22 protein-coding genes and 1 pseudogene are annotated in these 21,846 nt (G+C 69.5%); 12 read left to right on the top strand and 11 right to left on the bottom strand.

Annotated elements, in window-relative coordinates; translation table 11 throughout:
* Positions 1 to 120: 120 nt before the first annotated feature.
* Complete coding sequence (istA, locus tag NM203_RS32230; RefSeq protein WP_308212868.1) at positions 121 to 825, bottom strand: IS21 family transposase; 705 nt, start codon at positions 823 to 825, stop codon at positions 121 to 123.
* Between the two features lie 37 nt (positions 826 to 862).
* The gene (locus tag NM203_RS32225) at positions 863 to 1,084 is read right to left on the bottom strand and encodes a three-helix bundle dimerization domain-containing protein (protein ID WP_255065099.1); all 222 of its coding nucleotides are present in this window, start codon (positions 1,082 to 1,084) and stop codon (positions 863 to 865) included.
* 338 nt (positions 1,085 to 1,422) lie between these two features.
* Here NM203_RS32225 and NM203_RS32220 point away from each other — a divergent pair, with 338 nt between their 5' ends.
* A complete protein-coding gene (locus NM203_RS32220) occupies positions 1,423 to 1,722 on the top strand; it encodes an Rv3488 family transcriptional regulator (protein WP_255065103.1) in 300 nt (99 codons plus the stop codon).
* A gap of 19 nt (positions 1,723 to 1,741) precedes the next feature.
* Here the strand turns inward: NM203_RS32220 and NM203_RS32215 are convergent, their stop codons facing one another.
* The 3 genes from NM203_RS32215 to NM203_RS32205 all read right to left on the bottom strand — a co-directional run bounded on the left by NM203_RS32215 (position 1,742) and on the right by NM203_RS32205 (position 4,872).
* Positions 1,742 to 3,019, bottom strand: coding sequence for an APC family permease (locus NM203_RS32215; protein WP_255065098.1), 1,278 nt, complete (start codon positions 3,017 to 3,019; stop codon positions 1,742 to 1,744).
* 541 nt (positions 3,020 to 3,560) lie between these two features.
* The gene (locus tag NM203_RS32210) at positions 3,561 to 4,013 is read right to left on the bottom strand and encodes a hypothetical protein (RefSeq protein WP_255065097.1); all 453 of its coding nucleotides are present in this window, start codon (positions 4,011 to 4,013) and stop codon (positions 3,561 to 3,563) included.
* Between the two features lie 85 nt (positions 4,014 to 4,098).
* Positions 4,099 to 4,872 carry a hypothetical protein gene (locus tag NM203_RS32205; protein ID WP_255065095.1) on the bottom strand — a complete coding sequence of 258 codons (774 nt, stop codon included), beginning with the start codon at positions 4,870 to 4,872 and terminating at the stop codon, positions 4,099 to 4,101.
* 459 nt (positions 4,873 to 5,331) lie between these two features.
* Between NM203_RS32205 and NM203_RS32200 the strand changes: the two genes are divergently transcribed.
* The 10 genes from NM203_RS32200 to NM203_RS32155 all read left to right on the top strand — a co-directional run bounded on the left by NM203_RS32200 (position 5,332) and on the right by NM203_RS32155 (position 17,039).
* On the top strand, positions 5,332 to 6,345 hold the full coding sequence (locus NM203_RS32200) for a hypothetical protein (RefSeq protein WP_255065094.1): 1,014 nt from the start codon (positions 5,332 to 5,334) through the stop codon (positions 6,343 to 6,345).
* 78 nt (positions 6,346 to 6,423) lie between these two features.
* Complete coding sequence (locus NM203_RS32195) at positions 6,424 to 7,359, top strand: conjugal transfer protein (RefSeq protein ID WP_255065093.1); 936 nt, start codon at positions 6,424 to 6,426, stop codon at positions 7,357 to 7,359.
* Between the two features lie 23 nt (positions 7,360 to 7,382).
* On the top strand, positions 7,383 to 7,658 hold the full coding sequence (locus NM203_RS32190) for a hypothetical protein (RefSeq protein ID WP_255065092.1): 276 nt from the start codon (positions 7,383 to 7,385) through the stop codon (positions 7,656 to 7,658).
* A gap of 28 nt (positions 7,659 to 7,686) precedes the next feature.
* Positions 7,687 to 10,509, top strand: a complete 2,823-nt coding sequence (locus NM203_RS32185) for an ATP-binding protein (RefSeq protein WP_255065090.1) — start codon at positions 7,687 to 7,689, stop codon at positions 10,507 to 10,509.
* On the top strand, positions 10,506 to 12,524 hold the full coding sequence (locus NM203_RS32180; RefSeq protein WP_255065089.1) for a hypothetical protein: 2,019 nt from the start codon (positions 10,506 to 10,508) through the stop codon (positions 12,522 to 12,524). Before NM203_RS32185 ends, NM203_RS32180 begins: the two co-directional genes overlap by 4 nt.
* 31 nt (positions 12,525 to 12,555) lie before the next feature.
* On the top strand, positions 12,556 to 13,362 hold the full coding sequence (locus tag NM203_RS32175) for a DUF4326 domain-containing protein (RefSeq protein ID WP_255065087.1): 807 nt from the start codon (positions 12,556 to 12,558) through the stop codon (positions 13,360 to 13,362).
* Positions 13,359 to 14,105: a hypothetical protein gene (locus NM203_RS32170; RefSeq protein ID WP_255065086.1), complete on the top strand. Its 747-nt coding sequence runs from the start codon at positions 13,359 to 13,361 to the stop codon at positions 14,103 to 14,105. The genes NM203_RS32175 and NM203_RS32170 overlap by 4 nt, the downstream gene beginning before the upstream one ends.
* Before the next feature lie 59 nt (positions 14,106 to 14,164).
* On the top strand, positions 14,165 to 14,989 hold the full coding sequence (locus NM203_RS32165) for a DUF2637 domain-containing protein (RefSeq protein WP_255065085.1): 825 nt from the start codon (positions 14,165 to 14,167) through the stop codon (positions 14,987 to 14,989).
* A 114-nt stretch (positions 14,990 to 15,103) separates the two neighbouring features.
* The gene (locus tag NM203_RS32160; protein ID WP_255065084.1) at positions 15,104 to 16,723 is read left to right on the top strand and encodes a PPE domain-containing protein; all 1,620 of its coding nucleotides are present in this window, start codon (positions 15,104 to 15,106) and stop codon (positions 16,721 to 16,723) included.
* Positions 16,724 to 16,850: 127 nt separating this feature from the next.
* Positions 16,851 to 17,039 carry a DNA ligase-like domain-containing protein gene (locus NM203_RS32155; protein WP_255065083.1) on the top strand — a complete coding sequence of 63 codons (189 nt, stop codon included), beginning with the start codon at positions 16,851 to 16,853 and terminating at the stop codon, positions 17,037 to 17,039.
* Between the two features lie 512 nt (positions 17,040 to 17,551).
* Here the strand turns inward: NM203_RS32155 and NM203_RS32150 are convergent.
* The gene (locus tag NM203_RS32150; protein ID WP_308212867.1) at positions 17,552 to 17,728 is read right to left on the bottom strand and encodes a GntR family transcriptional regulator; all 177 of its coding nucleotides are present in this window, start codon (positions 17,726 to 17,728) and stop codon (positions 17,552 to 17,554) included.
* 171 nt (positions 17,729 to 17,899) lie between these two features.
* On the opposite strand from NM203_RS32150, the gene NM203_RS32145 reads away from it, so the two are divergent.
* Complete coding sequence (locus NM203_RS32145; RefSeq protein WP_255065082.1) at positions 17,900 to 18,439, top strand: cysteine hydrolase family protein; 540 nt, start codon at positions 17,900 to 17,902, stop codon at positions 18,437 to 18,439.
* A gap of 489 nt (positions 18,440 to 18,928) precedes the next feature.
* Here the strand turns inward: NM203_RS32145 and NM203_RS32140 are convergent, their stop codons facing one another.
* The 5 genes and pseudogenes from NM203_RS32140 to NM203_RS32120 form a co-directional block, all read right to left on the bottom strand.
* Complete coding sequence (locus NM203_RS32140; protein WP_255065080.1) at positions 18,929 to 19,549, bottom strand: flavodoxin family protein; 621 nt, start codon at positions 19,547 to 19,549, stop codon at positions 18,929 to 18,931.
* Positions 19,550 to 19,832: 283 nt separating this feature from the next.
* Positions 19,833 to 20,090 carry a DUF7218 family protein gene (locus NM203_RS32135; RefSeq protein ID WP_255065079.1) on the bottom strand — a complete coding sequence of 86 codons (258 nt, stop codon included), beginning with the start codon at positions 20,088 to 20,090 and terminating at the stop codon, positions 19,833 to 19,835.
* Between the two features lie 74 nt (positions 20,091 to 20,164).
* Positions 20,165 to 20,497, bottom strand: coding sequence for a DUF3140 domain-containing protein (locus NM203_RS32130; RefSeq protein WP_255065042.1), 333 nt, complete (start codon positions 20,495 to 20,497; stop codon positions 20,165 to 20,167).
* A gap of 53 nt (positions 20,498 to 20,550) precedes the next feature.
* The gene (locus tag NM203_RS32125) at positions 20,551 to 21,234 is read right to left on the bottom strand and encodes a PAS and ANTAR domain-containing protein (RefSeq protein ID WP_255065077.1); all 684 of its coding nucleotides are present in this window, start codon (positions 21,232 to 21,234) and stop codon (positions 20,551 to 20,553) included.
* Positions 21,235 to 21,304: 70 nt separating this feature from the next.
* Positions 21,305 to 21,823 (bottom strand): annotated as a pseudogene (locus NM203_RS32120) (DUF6328 family protein).
* Positions 21,824 to 21,846 lie beyond the last annotated feature (23 nt).

Below are 21,846 nucleotides of genomic sequence, written 5' to 3'. Positions count from 1 at the left end.
GTGGGGCCAACATTGGTGACGACACACCGCGCCCACCCGGACGGACACGATCACCACCCCGGTGGGGCCAAAATTCGTGAAGAACTACGACCGAAGTGGGGCCAAGTCAGGTGACCACACTCAGGCGTGGGACCGAAACGCGCACCACCGGTCGCTCTCCTGCCGGTATCGGCTGAATCCGAGAACACGTGACACCGCGGCCTTGAGGTTGTCGTAACGCACCTTGCCGAAGGGCACCCCGCCAAGCACGTTGAATGCGTGAACATGGCCTTCGAGGAACGCCTCCTGACCACCCGAGGCAAAGACCCGGTGAATGGACTTGCCGGAGAACGACATTCGGAACGCGAACATGTAGACCGTGACCAGCTCCCCACGCAGCCGGACCGCGACCTCACCGAAATCGACCTCCGCCTCGGCACCCGGACGATGAGTTTGCGGCACGAATACCGCAGATGGGCCACGGCCGGCCTCGATACGGATCTGCGGTTTACGGTCGGCGACGTAGTCGCGCACCGTCTGATACGCGATGCCGGTCATCGCGTGCTCATCGATCAGACGGGTATAGATCCGTTTAATCGTGTGCTGCTGCTTGCGGGGCGCGTCGAGGTCGGTCCGCAGCATGGCATCGATCGCCGGTTTGAACGGATCAAGCTTGGAGCCTCGCCGCGGATACTGCTTTCGTGGCGCCGGCCAGGCGGAGGTCAGAGCCGCGTTGACGGTGCGCCGGCCAACGCCGTGCTTGCGCTCGATTTCGCGCCCCGATAGCCCCGCCCGGGAATCCCGGCGAATCGCCGCATAGAGCTCGACCCTCGACGGTTGCGGCATCGGCTGGCACGGTCCTCGTCAGTAGCCGCGGTACGGATCAGATTGGGTCCGAGACCGATTCGGGCCTGCCCGCGCGGCGAGCGAGTGCCTCACCGGCCTGTCGTTGAGTCAGCGCGGTCAAATGGGAGTCGATGGTGGCGTTGCGCTGCAGCCGCGCGTGGGTGGCGTGGACGCAGTCAGCAATGGTGTCGCGGTCGAGTGCCGGAAACCGGGCAGTGAGCGTATCGATGACACGGTCCAGAGAGTGTTCAGCGCCCACGGCCTCATGCTCGCTTTCAGATATCGGATGCCGATGTCGCTTCACGATACCAAGGTCCAGACGCGGACGGACACGCACGTCCAGGTGTCATCATGTCCCTTCGATTGCCCACGCCACGTCACGTGCGCCGCCGTCACCATCTGCGCAGCATCTCTCGTCTCGGGAGGATATATCGGTCACCGATATCCCACGGCGATAGCCTTCATGGTGATCGAGACCCTGGTCGCTGCTTCGCATCAAATGCCGCCGCCGTGGCTGGCAGCCTTGCGAGCTGCCTCTCACCGGTAGGATCGGTTCCCGATATCGGATGCGTCACTGCATGGGTTGTGAGGTGGATGATGAGGGAGTTTCAACGCGGCGCGGTGCGGCTGCACATTCTGCATCACGCCGCGGTCGAGGACGTTCATGGTGCGTGGTTGACCGAGGAACTGGCGCGCCATGGCTATGACATCAGTCCCGGCACCCTGTATCCGACCTTGCACCGTCTGGAAGCTGACGGGCTGCTGACCTCCCAGCAGCGGGTCGTGGACGGTCGCACCCGGCGGGTCTATCGTGCGACGAAGGCGGGTAAGCAGGCGCTTGCCGAGGATCGTAAAGCGTTGGCGGAGTTGGCCCGCGAGGTTCTCGGCGATCAGTGAGGACGACGCGCTACCCTCGTCAGGGCGATGTGGGTGAGCTGCTGCGCAGTGTTCGGCGCAGGCCGTAGAGCACCGCACCGGCCACGATGACGGCGGCACCGACGATCACCGACACCAGCGGCAACGCGAACGCCAGGACCACACAGCCCGCCACGCCGATCACAGGCACGATCCGTGGGGGACGGCCCTCAGCGGGAGTTAGGGTCCAGGCAGCGGCGTTGGCGATCGCGTAGTAGATCAGCACCCCGAACGACGAGAAGCCGATCGCGCCCCGCACGTCGACGGTCGCCGCGACCACGATGACGACCGCCGCAACGGCCAGCTCGGCGCGATGCGGAATCTGGAATCGGGGGTGCACCGCGGCCAGCACGTGCGGCAAGTGGTGATCGCGGGCCATCGCCAAGGTGGTGCGCGACACCCCCAGCACCAGGGCCAGCAGCGATCCCAGCGCGGCGATCGCCGCGCCGACCTGCACGACCGGCACCAGCCATCCCACCCCGGCGGCGCGGACCGCATCGGCCAACGGGGCAGCCGACGCGCCCAACCGGTCGGCGCCCAGCACCGCGAGCACCGCGACCGCCACCGTCGCGTACACGACCAACGTGATTCCCAGTGCCAGCGGGATCGCCCGAGGAATCGTGCGCGCCGGGTCGCGGACCTCCTCACCCAGCGTGGCGATCCGGGCATACCCGGCAAAGGCGAAGAACAACAACCCGGCCGCCTGCAACACCCCACCGACGGTGATGTCGGCACCGATGGCCAAACGGCCAACGTCCGCGTGTCTCGAGGACACGCTAATCACCACGACCAGAGCCAGTACTGCTAGGACGCCGGCCACTATCACGCGGGTCAGCAGTGCTGACTTCTGCACGCCCCGATAGTTCACCGCGGTCAGCGCAACCACGGCAGCGACCGCGACCGCGTTGGCGTGGGCGGGCCAGACGTACGCGCCCACGGTCAACGCCATCGCCGCACACGATGCGGTCTTGCCGACCACGAACGCCCACCCAGCCAGGTAGCCCCAAAAATCGCCCAACCGTTCCCGCCCGTACACATACGTGCCACCGGACTGCGGATACCGGGCGGCCAGCCGGGCCGACGATGTCGCGTTGCAATACGCCACCACTGCGGCGAGCGCCAGGCCCACCAACAACCCAGTCCCGGCCGCTGCCGCAGCCGGTCCCAACGCGGCGAAGATGCCCGCTCCGATCATCGATCCGAGGCCGATCACCACCGCGTCGAACACACCAAGCCGACGCTGCAGCTGCGGCCGATCGTCCCGTGACTGCGTACTCATCACCCTCCAACCTGTGATCCCATCGAGTCGTCCGTAACGATATCCGATATCGGCGACCGTTACCGAGTGGGCAACGACTGCTCAAAAGTTGACGACACTGCCTAGTGCGACCTCCGAACGAGCACACGCCACGACTAGGACATCAGAACTCCGGCGGCACATCGCGGTCGAAATTCACCGATATGGCGCCTCGAAACTGCCGCTCCGCGCGGTCACAATTCACCGACAATCGGTGCCAAGATTCACCGGCAGAGCCACAACCCCACGCTTCGCCCAGCAACGCGTCGAATTATCGCACATTCCGTCTGGACCAACGGCTGGAAGGGCTTCAATTGTCGATGAATACTCGTCTGTCCGTGCTCTGATTGCGCAGAAAGTGGCTGACGTTAGGTTGGCGTTCATCGAGTGCGTCGCCGCGCGAACGTCGCGCCGGGAAGTTCAGTTGACGTTGCTGGCGCCGAGACGCATCCGAGCGTTGCGCGGTTAGCGACGGAGGGGCAACCCGCGGATGCGGGCCGCGAAGAATCCCGTGTTTCGCTATTCAGAACGGATGCACGTCGTCGATACTGACGAACATCCCGTGTCCTGTGCCGTCGTTCGTGAACCGAGTCCCTTCGAACGACGGAGCGATAGTCCAGCCCAAGACGTGATACGGCTGGCCATAACTCATGACGATGTCGCCTGCCAGAGCATCACGGTCACCGGGAATGTTTCCTTCCATCCAGCTGAATGCTCCCAATGGCCTGATCGTGGCGATATTCCAGTGGAAGCCAGGGGTGTCGCTGCCCGGGGCTTGCGTGAATCCACGGCTATCCGGCCCACTGGTCTGGCACGCCACTACGGGTCCACCACCATGACCAACGTCGTTGACCTCAATGATGCAGCGCACTCGGCCCGACTGCGTTCTGACCGATTGACTTTGATCGGCGGCCGCCGACGCGATCACCCCCGGCGCGAAAGCCAGACTCAAGCCAACCCCGGCGATCGTAAACATTCGAAACACGACGACGCCCCCTCCATCCCCTGAACGACTAGCAAACCGTATTCAGAGAGCATGCACATTGCAAGGGGTTTCGCGTTCACGCCGAGTACAAACCCGAATCAAGCGCTTTCGCCAGACCGACCAGCGCTGCGGTCGTCGTCCACACCGAGCCGATCAAACAGAAGGCGAGTCCTGCGGTTACCAGGTTGCGTGGCTCGGTGGACTGCACGATCTGCCCAGACAGCACGGGGTCGGGCAGGGCTTCTGCGTCAGCGGAGTCGAACACTGCTGGGGCGGTGAGGTCGTCGGGGTCGAGAGCGAGGTTGAACTCAACCGGTAGTAGGGGAGGAGTCACCGGCCACCATGTGGCCGAACCGTCAACGGCCAGCCAGCCGTTGAGGATCCCGTAAGCGCCGGCCGAGAAGAAGGCCGCGGGGATCTGCGCGATCAGATAGGGCGCGAGGACCGACGCGGTGAACGACGCATCTGGTGTGTAGACCCAAGCGGTCAACACCCCGATGCCCGCGGCGCTCCACAGCAGCGCGACGACGGGAACGGCGCGTAGCCGGCGGGGGATGAGGACAACCAACCGCCCGTACAGCAGCCGTCCCAGCGGCCAGCCGATCGGTGCGAGCGTCGCGCACAGCAGCACCACACACCGCTCGAGAACCGTCTCCACCGTGCCGCCGCGGCGCGCCCACAGGGGGTGGATCACGTTGTCGTCGTGGGGATTCGGTTGTGCGCCGGCTCCCATCCGGATCCGTTTGCGGATGCGGCGATTGAGCAGTTCTGCGCGTCGACTCTGCATCGTCCAGATCCCGGCGTGTTCGGCGATCCACTCCCGCCGCAGCTGGTCGTACCGATCGGGCACATTGTGTTCCATAATCTGTTCACCTGTTGCCTGTGTTGCTTTTATATGCCACACTTCGGACACGGGACAGAGCGTAGCCGAAGACGGCGCACCCGGTCACCGATACGACAGGAGGTCTCCCGTGACGACACTGGGACTCTTCGAATTGCTTTGTGCATTTACTCTTTTCGGTGCCGCAGTGCTCGTCTTGGCGTGTCCGTCGCCGAGGTCGGCCCACCGGTCGAGCACCGCACCTCGTCCGCGGATAGCGGCGATCGGCTACACCTCTCACAGGCAACACGCGAGCGTCCGCCCACACCCTCAAGCCGTTCCGGTCGGTGCCGCTCATTACGGTCCGATGCCCGCATGGCAGCCACCGGTCCACCCGCCAGCCGTTCCGGCTTCGGCGATCCCTCGCGCCACTCAGCGCCGTCGGCCGAGTGTGTGGGGGCAGCGGATGGCCTGCCCCGGTGCTCGCCGATGACCGCGCACACGCTCACCGACGAACACTGGGCAGAGCGGGTGCGCAACTTCGGCGCCACGGACCCTGACACGCCACCGGATCCGGACGGCACCGTCGGCGAGCGCGGAGCACCGACGCCAGTAAACAACGCGCCCGTCGATCCGCCCGCCGGGCCCGTTGAACTCGACCCCGTCGACCTCGACCTCGACGGAGACGGCGACGACGACCTCGACGGCGCACCGCACCGGTTCGATCACCGGATCGCCTGGGGCTTCGGAGGTCTCGTCACCGCCGCAGTGGTCGCGACTCTGGTCGCGGCCGGCGCCTTCTACTCCCACGACGACGGGGCACCTCGGTCGCAGGACGCCGAACCCCGCCCCGTGGCGGTCGCGCCCACCACCCCGGCACCGCCGGGACCGACGGCGCCGCCCGGCCCGGATCGCCCGCTGCCCTACACCGCCGACGCGCAGGGGTCCTGCGCACCGGGTTCGACACCCGCGCAGACGATGTCCGGCACCGACCCGCGCAACGCGTTCGTCTGCGTCCGCAGCGGCGGTGACGGCCAGACCCTCACCCTCGACCTCGGCCGCACCTACGTCATCACCGCCATCGCCCTGACGCCCGGTTGGGTCGGACTCGACGCCAGCGGGGTGTCGCAGTGGTCCCAGCACCGGGTGGTGACCCTGGTGCAGTACCAGTTCGACGATCCCGACCGCACACTGATCACCCAGGACACCCGCAACGTGCACGGCGAAGCGGTCCAGCCGGTGAAACACGTTCTCGCGTCCAAGGTTCGGCTGCTGATCCGCCAGACGTCGCGGCCGCCGGCCGAACCGCGGACGACGCCGGCACCGGCGCCCGGCGAGACCGGGTTGCTTCCGGACGTCTTCGGCGACGCCGCGCCCACCCTCGCGCTGCCGATCCCGGCCGCCGATCCCTTCCCCGGCACGTCCCCGAACGGGAACGACGACCCGGTCGACGCGACCTTCGCGATCGGCGGCCTGAAGATCCTCGGTCACGAGGCGGTCTGACATGCCCCGAATAGCCGAATACCGTGTCCACGACGGGTCCGGATCACGATGAGGCTCAACAGGACCTGGACGAGGCGGGTGTCCGCATCGCGGGGCGCGGCGAGCAGCGTCGGACGCTACGCGGTGCTCGGCCTCGCGGCGATCGCCGGCCTGCACGTGGTGTGGCAGGTCGCGTTCGGCCAACCCGTCGACGTCGTCGGCCCCGCGCGCACGATCGTCAACAAGTCCGCCGTGGTCGGATCGTTCGCCCAGGACTACGTGTCGACCTGGCTGACGGCGACGTCCGCCGACGCGGGCGCCCTGCGGCAGTTCGTCTCCGTCGACGCCGCCGACCTGCAGTTGCCGTCCACCCCCGCGGTGGTGATCAGCGCCCCGACCGTGGTCGCGGTGACCTACGAGGGCGACGCCGCCGAGGACGCCGCCGCGGAGGTGTACTCGGTCGTCGTCGCGGTGAACGAACGCCCCTACGACTCCGCGCCGCCGACCCGCGGGCTGTACCGGGTGCCCGTGCTGTGGTCGGCGTACGGGCCGCGCGCGGCCGCGCTGCCGGCGCGGGTGCAGGGTCCGGGAGCCGGCGCCGACGTCCCGCCGGCGTACCCGATGACGCTGGCGCCCAACGACACCGCCTTCCAGGTGGTGTCGGGATTCGTCACCGCGTACCTGACCGACGCCGGCGGCGTCGACCGCTACGCCACCGCGGACTCGGGCATCGTCGGCCTGGGCGGGGTCTATCGGAACCCCGCCGACGTCACGGGACGCTCGGCACCGCTGGTGACCGCCGTGACCGCGACCGCCACCCCGTCGAGCGCGCCCGCCGACGGCGAGACGGTGCGGGTGTTGGCACGGGTGACCGCGATGACCGCGCAGTACGCGCCCGTGCACATGGTGTACCCGCTCACCCTGCGCGGCGTCGGAGGGCACTGGTCGGTCGCCGCGATCGACCGCGCCCCGGTCCTGTCCGACCGGGACGCCCCCACTCCGGTCGTCCCGACCGCCCCCACGCCCACGAGATGACCCACCCACCGAGGAGATCCGCCATGATCACATCCACCCTGGCCGCCGCCGACATCGTCACCGCCATCCCCTCGCTGTGGGAGGCGATCAAGGTCCCCGTCTGCATCCTGATGATCATGGCCGGCACCGGCAGCGCGATCTTCAGCCTGCACCGGGGATTCGGTTCGGCCGCTGGCAAGATGATCGGCGGTATCGCCCTGGCCGCCCTCGCGCTCGGCGCGGTCGGCCTGACCGTGTCGGCGAAGGAGACCCTGGACCGTCACTCCGGCGGGATCCTGGTCGGCCAGTACGGCAACTGAGCACCACCCGCCCGGCACGGATTCGACGATGACGAGCACCGACGACGACACCACGGCGAAGGTCTTCGCCGACGTCCTCGACTTCCCGATCTACCTGTCGCAACTCGACGACCGCACCCGGATGTGGCTGGGGCCCTGGCGCGGCTGGGATCTCGCCACCGCGGTCGTCGGCACCGGGATCACCGTCGCGGGAGTGCACTACGGCTTCGACAGCGGCTACGCCGCCTGGATCGGCGTGTTCGGCCTCGGGCTGACCGGGCTGGCGACGCACCTGGCACGCCGGATGCCGATCAGCCGGCCGTCACCGTGGTTCCGGATGCTGTGGCTGCTCAACTGCGTCGTCGGCACCCGGCGCCGGGCCGCGGTGCACGGCCGCCGGGACCCGTGGCTGTCCCCGCCGACCGCGGTGGTGGACAACCTGGTGTTCACCCGCGGCGGCGTGTACGCGGAGTTCCTGCTGACCGGCCAGCTCTCCGGGATGATCCCCTACGAGGTCAAACGCACCGTCGCCCGCGCGCACCGCCCGCTGGTGCGACAGCTGCCGTCGGGACTGGTGTTCTGGGGCATGTCGGCGCGCATCGACCCGGTGCGGATGCTGCAGCGGATGCTCGCCGGGTTCGGCCACCAGCCCGACTGGGTGCGCGAGGTGCGCGGCTGGGAGGACCACCTGCACCGAATCCCGTTCCACGAGCAGGTCTTCGGAGTCCGCATTCCGGTCGACGCCGGCACCGCCGGCCGCACCGCGACCGGCGCGCTGAGCCGCACCGCCCGCGCCGTGATCGGGCGCGACCACGACGCCCCCGCCACCCTCGAGGCCTACAGGGCGGTCGTCGAGGAGATCCTCGGCCGGATCCCCGAGCAGTTCGCCGCCGCCCCCGCCACCCCTCGGCAGATCCACTGGCTCTACGAGCGGCACTGGACCCGCGGCGCACTCGACCGCCCGTTCCCGCACGGCCCCGGCGGCCCCAGCCGACTCGACGCCGACGACTTCGCCTGCGTACCGGCCGATTTCGACGAGGGCGACCGAACCGGCCGTCGGTCGAGGCACCCCCGGTGGCGACGCCTGCCGCCGACGTTCGCGCCGATCCTGCGGATCGGCACGGCCGCGGGGGACGGCTTCCAGGCGGGCCTGGCGGTGGCGCAGCTGCCGCGTCACGGGCTGGCCTTCCCGCGCGCCGAGATCCTGCTGGCGCCCTACGACGTCGACGTCGACGCCACCGTCGACTGGTATCAGCACGTCGCGGTCCGGCCCCGCGAGAGCGAGCTGCTGCGCGTCGACCGCGCGCAGCGCAACCTCGAGGACCAGGCCCACCACCTGGCGGGCCGCCGGGCCAGCGACACCGACCTGACCCGGCGGTTCGCCGCCGCCGAGGACTACCTGGCCGGCCTGAACGCCAGCCAGCTGGAACGGGCCGTCGAGTCGACCACGGTGATCGCCGTCGGTGCTGCGACCGCGGAGGCGACCACGCGGGCGGTGCGGCAGCTGCGCACCCACTTCGCCGAGGAGCTCGACACCGTGCTGGCGTGCCGCCGCGGCACCCAGATCGCGTTGTGGCAGTTGGGACATCCGGGCAGCGAGGCCCGCGCCCCGCGCAGCCAGTTCACCCAGCCCACCACCACCGAGCAGTGGGCGCGCTTCGCACCGCTGGTGTCCGGCGAGCTCGGCCACCCCACCGGGATCCTGCTGGCCGAGAACCTCGCCACCCGCCGGCGGGCGCCGGTGTTCGTCGACCTGGAGGGCTCCACCGACCGCCGCGGCGCGCCGGGGATGCTGTTCATCGGCGCACCCGGCGGCGGGAAGTCGCAGTCCTGCAAGCGGATCGTCGACGCCCTGCTCAAACGCGGCCACCAGGCCTCGATCATCGACCCCGGCACCATGCGCGAGTGGGAACCGGCACTGGCGCACCACGGCGACCGGGTCGCCGTGGTCGAACCGACCGGCGGCCGCTGGTCGCTCGACGGGCTGCGCCTCTTCCCCCCGGAGAAGGCGGTGGAGCACACCCTCGACCACCTGCTGCCGATGATGGGACTGGAGGCCACCGCCCCCGCGGCGCGTCAGCTGCGCCGGCTGCTGCGCCCCGACGACCGCGTCGCCGACAGCCTCGGCGGGCTGGTGCGGTACTTGAGGAACCTGGGCCGCACCGAGTACGCGGAGTACGCCGAACTCGCCGACGCGCTGACCTACTGGTCGGAGTTCGACTACCTGCGCGCGATGTTCGACGACTCGCTGCCGGTCCCGCCGATCGCCGAGAAGGACGCGGTCGTCTGGCTGACCGCCGACCTGGAGCTGCCCGACACCGGCGAGGTGGAGCAGCTGCACCTGTACCGGCGCCAATCCGCGCGCGCCCGAGCCGGTCTGGCGATCTACGGGATGATCGCCGCGCTGACCCGCTCGACCTACACCGACCCGCGGACGCGCCGCCCCGGCGCGTTCGGCTGGTTCGTCGCCGAGGAGGCCCGCACCTACTTCTCCTCCCCGGTCGGCCGCAAGGACGCCCTGCGCATCGCCACCCAGGGCCGCAAGGAGAAGTACGGACTGCTCGGCGTCTCGCAGCACGCCGAGGAGTTCGACGCCATCGGCGCCCAGAACCTGCCGATGCGCGTCATCACCCCCTTCAAACCCACCGACCGCGGCTACGCGCGAGACTCGTTCCGCCGGTTGGGCATCGACCCCGCCGAGTACCCCGAGGTGCTCGACCTGCGGACCGCCGACGGGCACGGCTACGCCTACTTCCTCGACGACCTGGGTCGCGCCGGACTGGTCGACCTGCTGCCGCCGGTGCAACCGGAGCTGGCGGCGGCCTTCGACACCCGCGCCCTGGACCACCGGCCCGCCGGGGTCGCGCCGTGACCGACGCCGTCGCCGCCTGGCTATACACCCGGCCCCGGACCCGCCGGTGCTGGCGGCTGCTCCGGATGATCTGGGGTGCAGCGGTTCTCGCCGTGGTCACCGCGCCACGGGCGGTCGCCGAGACCACCGCCACCGGCCTGTCCTTCACCGGCCTGCACGACAGCCGCGGAGTGCCCATCGGCGCCATGTTCGTCTCCGTGCTGCCGCTCGACGAGGTGCTCGGCGCGCAGGGCCCGCGGTTCGGCGTCGACCCCGACACCTGGCTGCCGGCCCTCACCTCGGCGATGCAGACCACCCTGACCTACACCCAGCTCGCCGGGTGGTTGGGACTGGAGTGCGCGTTCTTCCTGTGCATGTGCGCGGTGGGCATCTGGCTGATCAAGTTCGCCCTCGGCGCGGTCTGGCTGGGCTGGCTCGCCGCCATCGCCCAGCCGATCGTGGCCAACCTGCAGGCCGTCGTCGGCGGCATGCAACTCCTCGCCGGCGGCGTGCTGATCTCCGTGCTGGTCGGCGGGATCCTGTGCTTCACCGTCGGGTACGGCACCGGCATCGGCGTGATCGCCGGCGGCCTGCTGATCGCGCTGCTGGTCGGGCTGGTGCTGCGCGACCCGGTCGACGAACTCGTCGGCGACGACGGAGTGCTCGGCATCGGCCGCACACTCGGGTTCACCCTGTCGCAGGGCGTGGCGCACAACGGCCCGCTCGCACCCGGCGGCACCGCCGCACAGCTGGACACCCTGACCAGCTGGCTGTGCGACGTACTGGTGCGCAACGTCGTTCAGCTCGTCTCGTTCGGTCAGGTGATCGACGACGTGCCGGGCTGCGCGGCGCGATTCGACGCCGCCGTCCTGTCGGGGGTGACCGCCGCCCCCGCGCAGGCGATGCGGACGTGCGCGCCCGCGGCGTACGCGCACGCCCAGCAGCTGTCCGCGGTCACCGTCGGCCTGTTCGCCGTCGTCATCGCCCTGACCGGGGCGATCCTGCTCGCCGTCGACTACATCGCGTGCGAGGCGTTCCGCATCGGGTTCACCGCCTTCTGGACGGTGCTCATCATCGTGCCGGTCGCCGCGGTGGCGGTGATCCCCGGACCCACCCGCGCGTTCGGGAAGCGCACCGCGGTGCGGATGCTCAAACACGGCGCCGAGATGATCGCCGCCACAGCCGGTCTGGCGGTGCTGGTCATCCTGATGGCGCAGGCCACCCGCGGCACGCTGCCGGGTGCGATCGGGATGACCCACCCGCTGGCCAAGCTGCTGGTGATGCTGCTGATCGCCGTGTTCGGCGCCATCGGGTTCCGGCACCTGATGCGCGCCTTCGGCGACCGCGGCATCCCCGGACCGCTGCGGATGGGGGCGGGCGGGCTGGCCCTCGGGTTCCGCGCCGGGCGCACCCTGGAAGGCGTCGACTACACCCGCCGCCGGCTCGGCGACGTGCGATCGCGGCTGTCGGGCGGAACCCAGCCGGGCGGGAGTCCTCGGCTCGACGACGGGACCGCGGGCCGCGCAGCGCCGGGCCGGCGCGCGCATCCACCCACCGGGAACCGGTCACCCTCGGGGGCGGCCGGGACGCGGCCCGGCGGCCCGACCGCACCGGGTACCGGAAACGTGCCGGGTCGCGGCCGCACACCGAACACCCCGGTCCCGCAGGCGAAGCCGCCCGCCGGGGCCGCCGCAGGCCGGACGACAGCCGGAGCGGACGGCGCCGGCGGCCGGGCGGCCGCCACGTCGGGGGCGGCACGGGCGGGCGCCACCGTCCTCGCGCCGGAGGTGGCCATCCCCGTGGCCGCGGCGGCCGCCGCCGCGGGTCGGACGTCCGGACGGTCCGGGCACCGTGAGAGCGGCGCGGCCCCCGGTCGTGCCGGATCGCCTGCGCCGTCGCCCGCCGCGCCGACGCCCAACCGGCCCGACCCACAACCGAAGCCGCCGGACACCCCCGCCGACGCCGTGACCACACCGGTGCCCCCGGCGCCGAGCAGCGCGCCGGGGCGCACTCCGCCACGACCCACCGACCCGTGATCCGACAACCCGCACCGAGGAGGTTCCGACGATGACGACACCCGCGCTCCCGCGCAGCGCCCGCTGGGCCCCGGTCGAACCGACCGATCTCGACGCCCGACCACGGCTGCAGATCCGCGGCGAGGACACCCCGCGCGGTGCGGTCAACGTCACGGCGGGCACCCCGTACGCGAACCCGTTCGAGGCGATCGACTGCACGCCGGAGCAGCGGGCGGCCGCGCTGGTCCGGTTCGCGGTGTGGCTACCGCATCGGGCCGAGTTGCGTGAGCACTCGCGGGTGCTGGCGGGCCGCGACCTGGCCTGCACGTGCGCGCTCGACGATCCCGGCTGCCACCGCGACGTGTGGCTGGACGTCGCCAACCCGCCCGTCGCGCCGGACGGGCCGGGCCGGGCGATGGGCCTCACGGTGCGCCGTCCGTGGGCCTCGATGCTGCTCACCCCGGCCGCTCACGGCGGCAAGACCGTCGAGAACCGGTCCTGGAGCACCGATTACCGCGGCCCGCTGCTGGTGTTCGCGGGTACCCGCGTCGACGACGTCGGCATCGAGGCGGCGCGCCGCGCCGGGCTGGACGCCGACTGGCACGTGAAGCAGCGCGGCTGGCTGGGCGCGGCCGTGCTCGTCGACGTGCACCCCGCCCGCCACGGCTGCTGTCGACCGTGGGGCCGGCCGCGGACCGGCCGCGGCGTCCCCGTGCACCACTGGGTGTTCGCGGATCCGCACCGGTTGGCGCACCAGACCTTCGGACGCGGCTTCACCGGTCTGCGCCCGGTGTCCTGGTCGGTGCTGGTCGGCCGCACGACGCGCGTGGCCGATGCGAGAGGAGAACACCGCGCGTGACCGCGAAGGACGAAGCCGAACGGCTGCAGGAGATCCGCCGGCTGGCCCGCCAGCGGGCACGGAAGCGACGCGACGTGCTGACCCGGCGCATCGACGTGCTCGACGACGTCACCGCCGGGCACGGGGCGACACTGCCGCCGCGACCGTCTCTCCAGGACGTCGCGGGGTTCCTCGGCGTCGACCGGGGGCCGCTGACGACGCTGGTGCGGCACTACTCCGAGGAACTGCGCCGCGACGGCTGGATTCCGGACGATCCCCGCCGACCCGGTGTCGACCGCTGGACGGAGGCCGCGGTCGTGCGCGCCGCGCTGCTGCTCGACGTCGCGGTGGGCTGCGACTCCGAGGTAGCGGCGTGCATCCGCTACCACCTCGGCGTCGAGCGGCTGCCGCTGATCTACGAGGCCACCGGACGGCGGTTGGCGCAGTGCGCCCGGCTGTGGGAGCGGGCCATGACGACCGTCGGGGACGTGCACGGCGACGAGGGCCGCGACGAGATCTGGCGCACGCTGCAGGAGACGCCGCGCTACGAGTTGCAGGCGCTGGTGGTGACGTTGGCGGCGATGGTGCCCGACGACGCACCGGACCGCGGCCGCTTCCTCGTCGACACCGCGGGCGACCGGGAGCGCGGGCTGGCGCTGCTGGTGCCGCGGCCGTCGAAGTTCCTGCAGCGTCGTCGACGCGCCGGACGCCGGGCGGGCCCCGTCGACCTGCCGGGCGGCCTCGCCGTCACCGCCGAACGATGACCGTCACCACAGCGGCTCGCCCGCCATCGAGTCCACACCGGGAGATCGAGGGGAGAACGGTGAGCGCGAGCACCGGATCGTGGACGACCGCCGCCACCCGCGTGGTCGCGGTGGGCATCACGGCGGGTGTCGGGGCGGCGGGGTTCGCGCTGTCGTTCACCGCGTTACGCGATCTCGCCACCCGCGGGCACGTCCCCGCGGGTCAGGCGTGGCTGTGGCCGCTGATGGTGGACGGCGCGATCGTGCTCGCCACCCTCGGGGTGGTCGTGATGGCCGGCGACCCGCGGTGCCGTGGCGACCGGCGGTTCTTCTGGGCGGTGCTGATCGGGGGAGCGGCGGTCAGCATCGCCTGCAACGCCCTGCACGCCGTCCTGGAACCCGAGGCTCCGCTGGAGGCCTGGCTAAGAGGGTGTCTGGCGGCGGTCGCTCCGACGGCACTGCTGGTGACCACGCACGGGCTGACGTTGCTCAGCCGACTGCACCGCCGCAGCGTGGGACCGTTGCACGCCGTGGCGGGGGAGCGGACGCCACCCGTCCCCGAGTCGATCGACATCGTCGACGATGCGGATACCGAGGTGGCAGCGGGCTCTCGGGCGGCCGACCGCGACCCGGTTCGGGCCGATACGACGCCGTCGGGTCCGCAGGTCGCGCCGGACAGCCGGTGGCACGCCGTCGCCGAACGGGTGCTGCGGCGAATCGCGTTGAAGGGCGCAGACATCGGGGACGTCGCGGAGGTGCTCTACCTGAGCTTCGAGCAGGCGATGGCCGACCGGGAGGTCGGCCGGCGGCTCGGGGTGTCGCACCACACGGTGTCGAAAGTCGTGACCGCGGGCGCCTCGGTGCTGCGGGAGGACGAGGACGCCGTCGCCGTGGCGGCGCCGTGAGCGCGGTGATTTCAGTGCGTCGAGGGCCCCTCGAGGGTCCTTAGAATCGATCGTCGAGGGGGTTTCGCAGATGACGACGCACGTGCGTTCGGTCAGAGTCGGAGGTGACGGTCCGTGGCGGCGGTGACGCGGTTGGATTCCCACGGGCTGATCTCGGCGGGACAGGACCTGGCCGGAACCGGCAGCCACACCTATTCACCGGCCACCGCCAGCGGCCCCGGTGTCGATGAGACCTCCACCGCCGCCGCCGCGCACCTGAACGCCGTCTCCGCAGGCCTCGCGGCCCGGTTGAACCACGGCAGCGCACTGCGCGCGGCCGGCGGCCGGGCCGTGATGGCCACCGCCGCCGCCCTGGTCGGCCTCGACGAGGACAACGCCAGATCCATCGCCACCCTGTCCACCAGCCCCGGATCGATCAGCGGGCTGCTGCCCACCCCCACGATCCCGGCACCCACGATCCCGGAACCGCCTGCGATTGCCGCGGTTCCGAGCCCGCTGCCCGGTGAGGCGCAGTCCCGTGCGCTGTACGGCGGCCCCGGATCGAGCGGCCTGCACGCCTTCGCCGACCAGTGGACCCGCTACGCCGCCCAGTTGGACGAGCTCAGCGGCACCCTGCACGGCGCCGCCGGCGGGATCGACGCGTCGTGGGATCGGGGTGAGCAGAACGCCGGCAACAACGTCCGCCGCCACGGCGACTGGGCCACCCACATGAGCCGGCAGGCTCGCGGCCTGGCCCGGACCGCGCGAACCATCGCCGGCCACTTCGAGACCGCGAAGGCGAACACCCCCAGCCCGCAGGAGTTTCAGCAGGTCCGCACCGATCTGAACAACGCCATCCAGCGGTTCACCGCGAGCGGGGGCCTAAATCCGGTCGCGGCCTCCGACGTGCAGACCCTGACGGCGAAGTGGCAGACCATGCAGACCGAAACCGCCGCCGCCGCAGGCGGTTACGCGGGCAACGTCCAGACCGCCTCCCTCGACACGATCACCGGCGGCGCCGGAGAGGCGCCGCCGATCACCCACGACGGCGACGCCGTCCCATTGGACGCCACGTGGAAGCCCGGCGACCCGCGCCACAAGCCCTACATCAGCCCGGACGGCAAGCCGCCGAAGACGGGCTGGTGGGAGGGGCCGAAGTGGACCGAGATCGGCCCCGGCTCGGGGATCTTCGTACGGTCCGACGAGATACCCGGTGCCATCGTCAAGGATCCCGGCGAGCTGGGGCCGCCGGGGTTCTACGACGGAAGTGGCAACGCGCACGAGTACATCGAGCTGATGCCGGGCTCCGGCGTCTGGGTGTCCGATACCGAGTTCCCGGACGCGCAGTTCAGGTCGCCGGGGGAGTTGGGGCCGTGGAACGGCAGCGAGTACATCCCCGGTTCGGGGATCTGGCTGCCGAGCGACGACCTGACCCGCGAACCGCTGGCGCCGCCGCCGACGGGGCCGCCGCCGACGGGGCCGCCGGCCACCCTGCCGCAATCGGCGATGCTACCCACAGGAGGCGGTGCGAATCCCGCCCACTTCGCCGACGTGCGGAATCTGGCCGCACCGCCGGGCGCCTCGACGACGCAAGCCGCCTCGTTCGGGTCTGAGCGCCTCTCCGCGAGCAGCGATCCGTACTGGGACTGGCTGCACGACTTCCGCGACGGCAGCGAGGTCGAGGTGCCCGTCGATCTCGGCGGCGCCGCCGCGGGACCCGGTGCGGGACCGCGGATCCCGGATTCACTGATCTAAAAGAGGTGATGGCGCCGATGACGTGCGGTGGGCACGCGTCAAAACGCTCGATCGTGTCGGAAGCGGCCGCTCGGGTGATCGCCGCCGGTGGCTCAACGGGTCCGCCCGCCTAGACTGGCCGGTGCTGATGACACTCTCCGATGTTCGGCCGATGCTCGCGACGCTAGGCGCACCTCCCGTCCGCTTCGCGGACTACGCGGTGGAGGCGAACTACGTCGGACAGCGTGGGATGGCCGTCGTGGACGGCGGCCGTGTCACGCTGTTCAGCCGCAACGGCGCCGACGTGTCTTCTCTAGGGGTCAGCAGGATCGTGTGAGGAAAGTCTTAGCATCTGCGGTGGTAGTTGGCTTGATGTGTTGGTCGGACTGCTGCGACACGTGTAGTGCACGGTGCCAAGTGGACAGTCCGCCGGACATGTCGGGCTGCCAAGGGCTGCGTGGCCTTGGCCAATGAGAAAGGGCTGAAGCCCCGCCGGTGTCAGCTCCGATTGAAAGTGAGCTGTTAGTTCCGAAACAGGCTGCTCAGGATTCAAACGGAGCCAACAGCCGGGTCGCCGAAAGCAGACGTCAGCGGGGCGGGCTCTTGACGGTCGCCGCGCCGCAGGGTCTTGACGAGTTGCAAGGGGGTCTATTTAGTTCTTCGTCGCTGCGTCGCCGTGACAAGGCTTGGGTCGCGTCAAGTAGCTTGAGGACCGACTCTAGGAGGATCGGGCGGCGAGGTCGACGGAGCTGGTGTAGAAGCCTGCGTTGGCTCGCCGCTCTCGCCGCTACATGGCCACACTTTGTGGTCGCACGTGCCGTATTAAGCCGTGCTGTCAGCCTTTTGAGATCAAGCCGTGTTGTCAGCTTTTTGAGCCCCGGCCTCGTCTGCGCGTCCGGCGGCTGGCACTTCCAGGCTTAGGCGCACGCTGAACAAATCGCGCACGCCGTCGACGGTGAACTGCGAGAAGATGGCACCTTCTCGCGGCACGACGCCGACCAGGCTGACCTGCTGCAGCCGTTGCATCGCTTCGCGTGTGCCATGTGTTGCGCGCGGTTTACGTCTGTCGCAACGGGGGGCGCCGACGAGCGCCCACGATCGGTTGTTTCGTTCACGACGTCCGATCATTCGCGTCAGGACGTCGGCATGTCACGGCCCCAGGGTGTCGACCAAACGACCGCGGGTAAGCACGCTGGCATGAGTGACACGGCTGTACTCGTCATCGACATGCTCAACTCGTATCGACATGACGACGCGGAGGCGCTGGCCGCCAGCGCGGCCCGCATCGTCGAGCCCCTCGCCGAACTCATCGGGGAGGCGCGCGACCGCGACGACGTCGACCTCGTCTACGTCAACGACAACTACGGCGACTTCACCGCCACCCGTGAGGGCATCGTCCGTCAGGCGCTGAACGGCGCGCATCCCGAGCTCGTCGAACCCCTCGTGCCGGACGGGCGCTGCCTGTTCCTGGAGAAGGTCCGCCATAGCGCCTTCTACGCCACCCCGTTGTCGTATCTGCTCACCCGGCTGGAAACCAAACGGGTGATTCTCACGGGTCAGGTGACCGAGCAGTGCATCCTCTACAGCGCGCTCGATGCCTACGTCCGCCACTTCGACGTGGTGGTCCCGACCGACGGCGTCGCACACATCGACGCCGAACTGGGCAGTGCCGCATTGCGGATGATGGAGCAGAACATGCGGGCCGCATTGATCGGGTCAGGCGACTGCCTTCCGTGACCCGCGAACTGCGCGACACGAGAAGCCATCCGGCAGCGTTTGACCCGAGACAGCGCAGGAGTTGCTGGTCACCGTGATGAGGGCGACATCGCGGTGGGGCGCGGGAGCCGGCGATCGGCGTTCAGAGCACCGGGCCGCCGCCGGCGACGGCCAGTCGCGCCCCGGAGATGTAAGTCGCCGCCCGTGACGGATCTCGATACCCCCTGGCTCGGCCTAGAAGACCGATCCTGCGAGTGGCGATTCTCAAAGGCGCTCGGCGCGGTGGCCGAGCCGGAAACGGCGTGAGCTCGCGGTATCGAGGTCGGTCCGTCCGAGCGTTTCGACGATCGCCTCCTGCGCGCCGCCCGGCCGAGGTGGGTAGCAACGAGTAGTCGTGAGCGAGGCGCCGCCGCGGCAATCGACGTCCAGCCGAAAGTTGCCCGGCACTGACGGTACGAAAGGCATCGACGTCGCGGCCAGATCATCTAATCGCAGCTCGCCCTTTAACTTTCAGAACGGGTAGGGAGGGTACTGGTCAGACGTCAACTGACGTGCCAAGTGCGCTGCGTTGCGCGCCGCGTTGGCTGTCGCGGATGCCGTCGCCTCGGGCACCTCGTCGAGGTCGTTGTAGTCGGTCTTGCCCATCGCCGGGCCGTTCCAGTAGGTGCAGCCCTGAGCGGGGATGGTGTAACCGACGTCGTTGAGGGCCTGGAACGCCTCGGCGACGATGTGGTGCGCGCCGTCCTCGTTTCCCACCACCGCGACGAGGGCAACCTTCCCGAGGAGGATGGGGCGGTTCTCGTCGTCGGTTTCGGCGACCTCGGCGTCGAGGCGCTCCAAGACCCGCTGCCCGACGCTTGAGGTATGCCCCATCCAGGTCGGGGTAGAGAAGATCAGGATGTCGGCGGCCAGGATCCTGTCCCTGATGGCAGGCCATTCATCGCCCTCGCCCATGTCCTTCTCGACACCGGGGCTGATGTCGTGATCCACGCAGCGGACCGTATCGCCGGTCACGCCGTACTTCTGCAGTTCGGACTGAATATGCGCGGCGATCAGCTCACTGCTCGACGGCGCCGGCGACGGTTTGAGGCTACACACCAGCGACAGCGCGGTCAGTTTCTGTTCGGACATGATTGTCGAGCTTTCTGTTCGGACATGATTGTCGAGCTCCTTGTCTTCCTCATGTGAACATGTCTCCGTATCAACGTGCCGAAGCACCGCGACCCGGTCGCAGAACGCCGACGTGTCGGCCTCGGTGGCGGCGTGGTCCTGCTCGCCGTCCGAGCCGGCCCACCGTCTGGTTGTCGAAGGACCAAGCGGTGGAAGCCTCGTTGTTGATGCTGATCTCGACGCTGCCGCGCCACGCGCCGGCCGACCCTCTCGCGCTCGAAGTCTCAGTCGGCTCCGCCGCGGATCAACTGTTGCGAATCTTCGCGATCAGCTTGCTCTTCGTGAGACCGGAATAGCCCGACAAACCCAGTTCCTTGGCGCGCTTCTTCAGTTCCGCCACGGTCCAGTCGTCGTAGGAGCCCGATTTGCCGCCTTTCCGACCGACTGCGGACTTGCCGCGGGCAGCGGCGGCGTTGGAGATGCGCGCCGCCTTCTGCTTGGAGTCGCCCTCCCTGCGGAGATCCTCGTACATCTTCTCGTTCTTCAGCGATGCGTTCGGCATGATCGATCCTCTTTCCGAATCACGGTGAGCAAGCGAAGGTTGAATTGCCCGCGCCCCGACCCCGTAAACCGGCGCTACTTCGTCGGGTCGTGGCCCCAGTTCATCAGCGAGTACCGCCACGGAGTGTCGCTCACGTCGCCCGACGGTCGTTGCGCCAGATGGCGTTTGACGTAGCCGTTGACCTTCCGCATATGGCTCACGTCGTCATCGGACAGATCGTCCTTCTTCGTTCGCAGGATCGTCACGATGCGACGCCCGCTGGCGTGCCCCGCCGACTCGCCGTCACCCGACTTCTGCCCGACGGATTTCGAATCGTCGGTGTCCAGCCAGTCCTCGAGTTGTTTCGGGGTCATGTTGACCGCGTCCTGAAACTCGGCGTATACCGCTTGATCGTCTTCGTCGCTCACAGGGGACTACTGCCCGCGGCACCGCGGACCAAACAGCGTCGGGCAACGCCGGATCAGCGCGGCGTCCGTTCATGGACGGTCATCACCAGACGGTCGCACACCGCACGCGACGGCGGCCCGTTCTCGGCGTCGAGAGACTGAAAGTCGGCGACCAGTTGCACGGCGAGCGCGCGAAGAGTCGTGTTCGTCTGCTGTGAACGCCAACGCAGGATCTCGAAGGCCGCCTCCGGGGCGATGCCATAGATCACCGTCAGCGCACCCTTGGCTTGTTCGATCGCGGCGCGGCGACTGGAGATCTCGGCAACCTTCTCGGTGATGCGTTCCTCCTCGCCGAGAACCATCGGCGACAGATCGACGTAGAAACCGTGCGTCCCGATGAGCGTTCCGGCGTCGTCGCGCAACTCGTCGCCGACGATCACCACGTGGTGGACGCGCCCCCGGGTGTCGACGATGCGGTGCCGGGTGCTCAACGGCGCCCGGTCGCGCCGTATCCGGGCCAACGTCGTCGCCACCGCCTGTTGGTCGTCGCGGTGCTTGTGCGCGAGCACTCGGTCGGTACTCGGGGACATCGCCTCGGGGGGATACCCGTGCATCTCGGCGACTTCGGGCGACCACTCCCACCGGTCGTCATCGAAGAGGAACCGGAACGACCCCACCCTCGGTGCCTGTCCCGATAGCGGAGTCGGACCGGCCGACGCGCCGCCGTCGAGTGAGGCAGTCGCAAACCCCTCGGACATGACAGCAGAAATTCCAAACAATCGGACGCCTGTCATGGGGTTAACCGGCAAGAACACGAATGGTGACCATTCATTTCGCCGACGGCTCGGGACGCGGCGTGGACCGCATCATGAGCGCAAGGGCCCACCAAAAGGCGGCGAACAGCGTCAGCGCGCAAACACCGGCGATCAACGCCGCCGTCCGTCCCGACACCGCATCGAAGACGATCGCGGCAGCGCCGGTGAGCGCGAGTCCGAGCAGAAGCAGGCCCGCATACGCGCAGCGATGGGCCGCCGATACGAGCACCGCGATCCGGTGCCGGCGAAAGAGCATGCGGTGCATCCCGACAAGTGGCACCAGCAGTACGGTCGACGCGATCGACGCCGCCACGGTAGCCAGGTATACGACCCGCATGTCGTCGTCAAGGACGTCGAAACGCTGCTGAAACGGGAGCGTCAGCAGCAGGCCGGTGAGAAGTTGAACGCCGGTCTGCACGACCCGCAGCTCCTGAAGCAGACTCGCCCAGTTGCGATCCAGCCGTTCGGTTCCGGTCTCCCGCCGAGCGCGCCGATCCCAGCCCTAATCTTCGCCGGGATCATCGACGTCCACGGAGTCATCATGTCACCGGCGGA

Source organism: Mycolicibacterium arenosum (genome assembly GCF_024320865.1).
Taxonomy (GTDB): domain Bacteria; phylum Actinomycetota; class Actinomycetes; order Mycobacteriales; family Mycobacteriaceae; genus Mycobacterium; species Mycobacterium arenosum.
The sequence above is the reverse complement of the archived record's forward strand: the minus strand, read 5'-3'. Positions and strand labels throughout refer to the sequence as shown.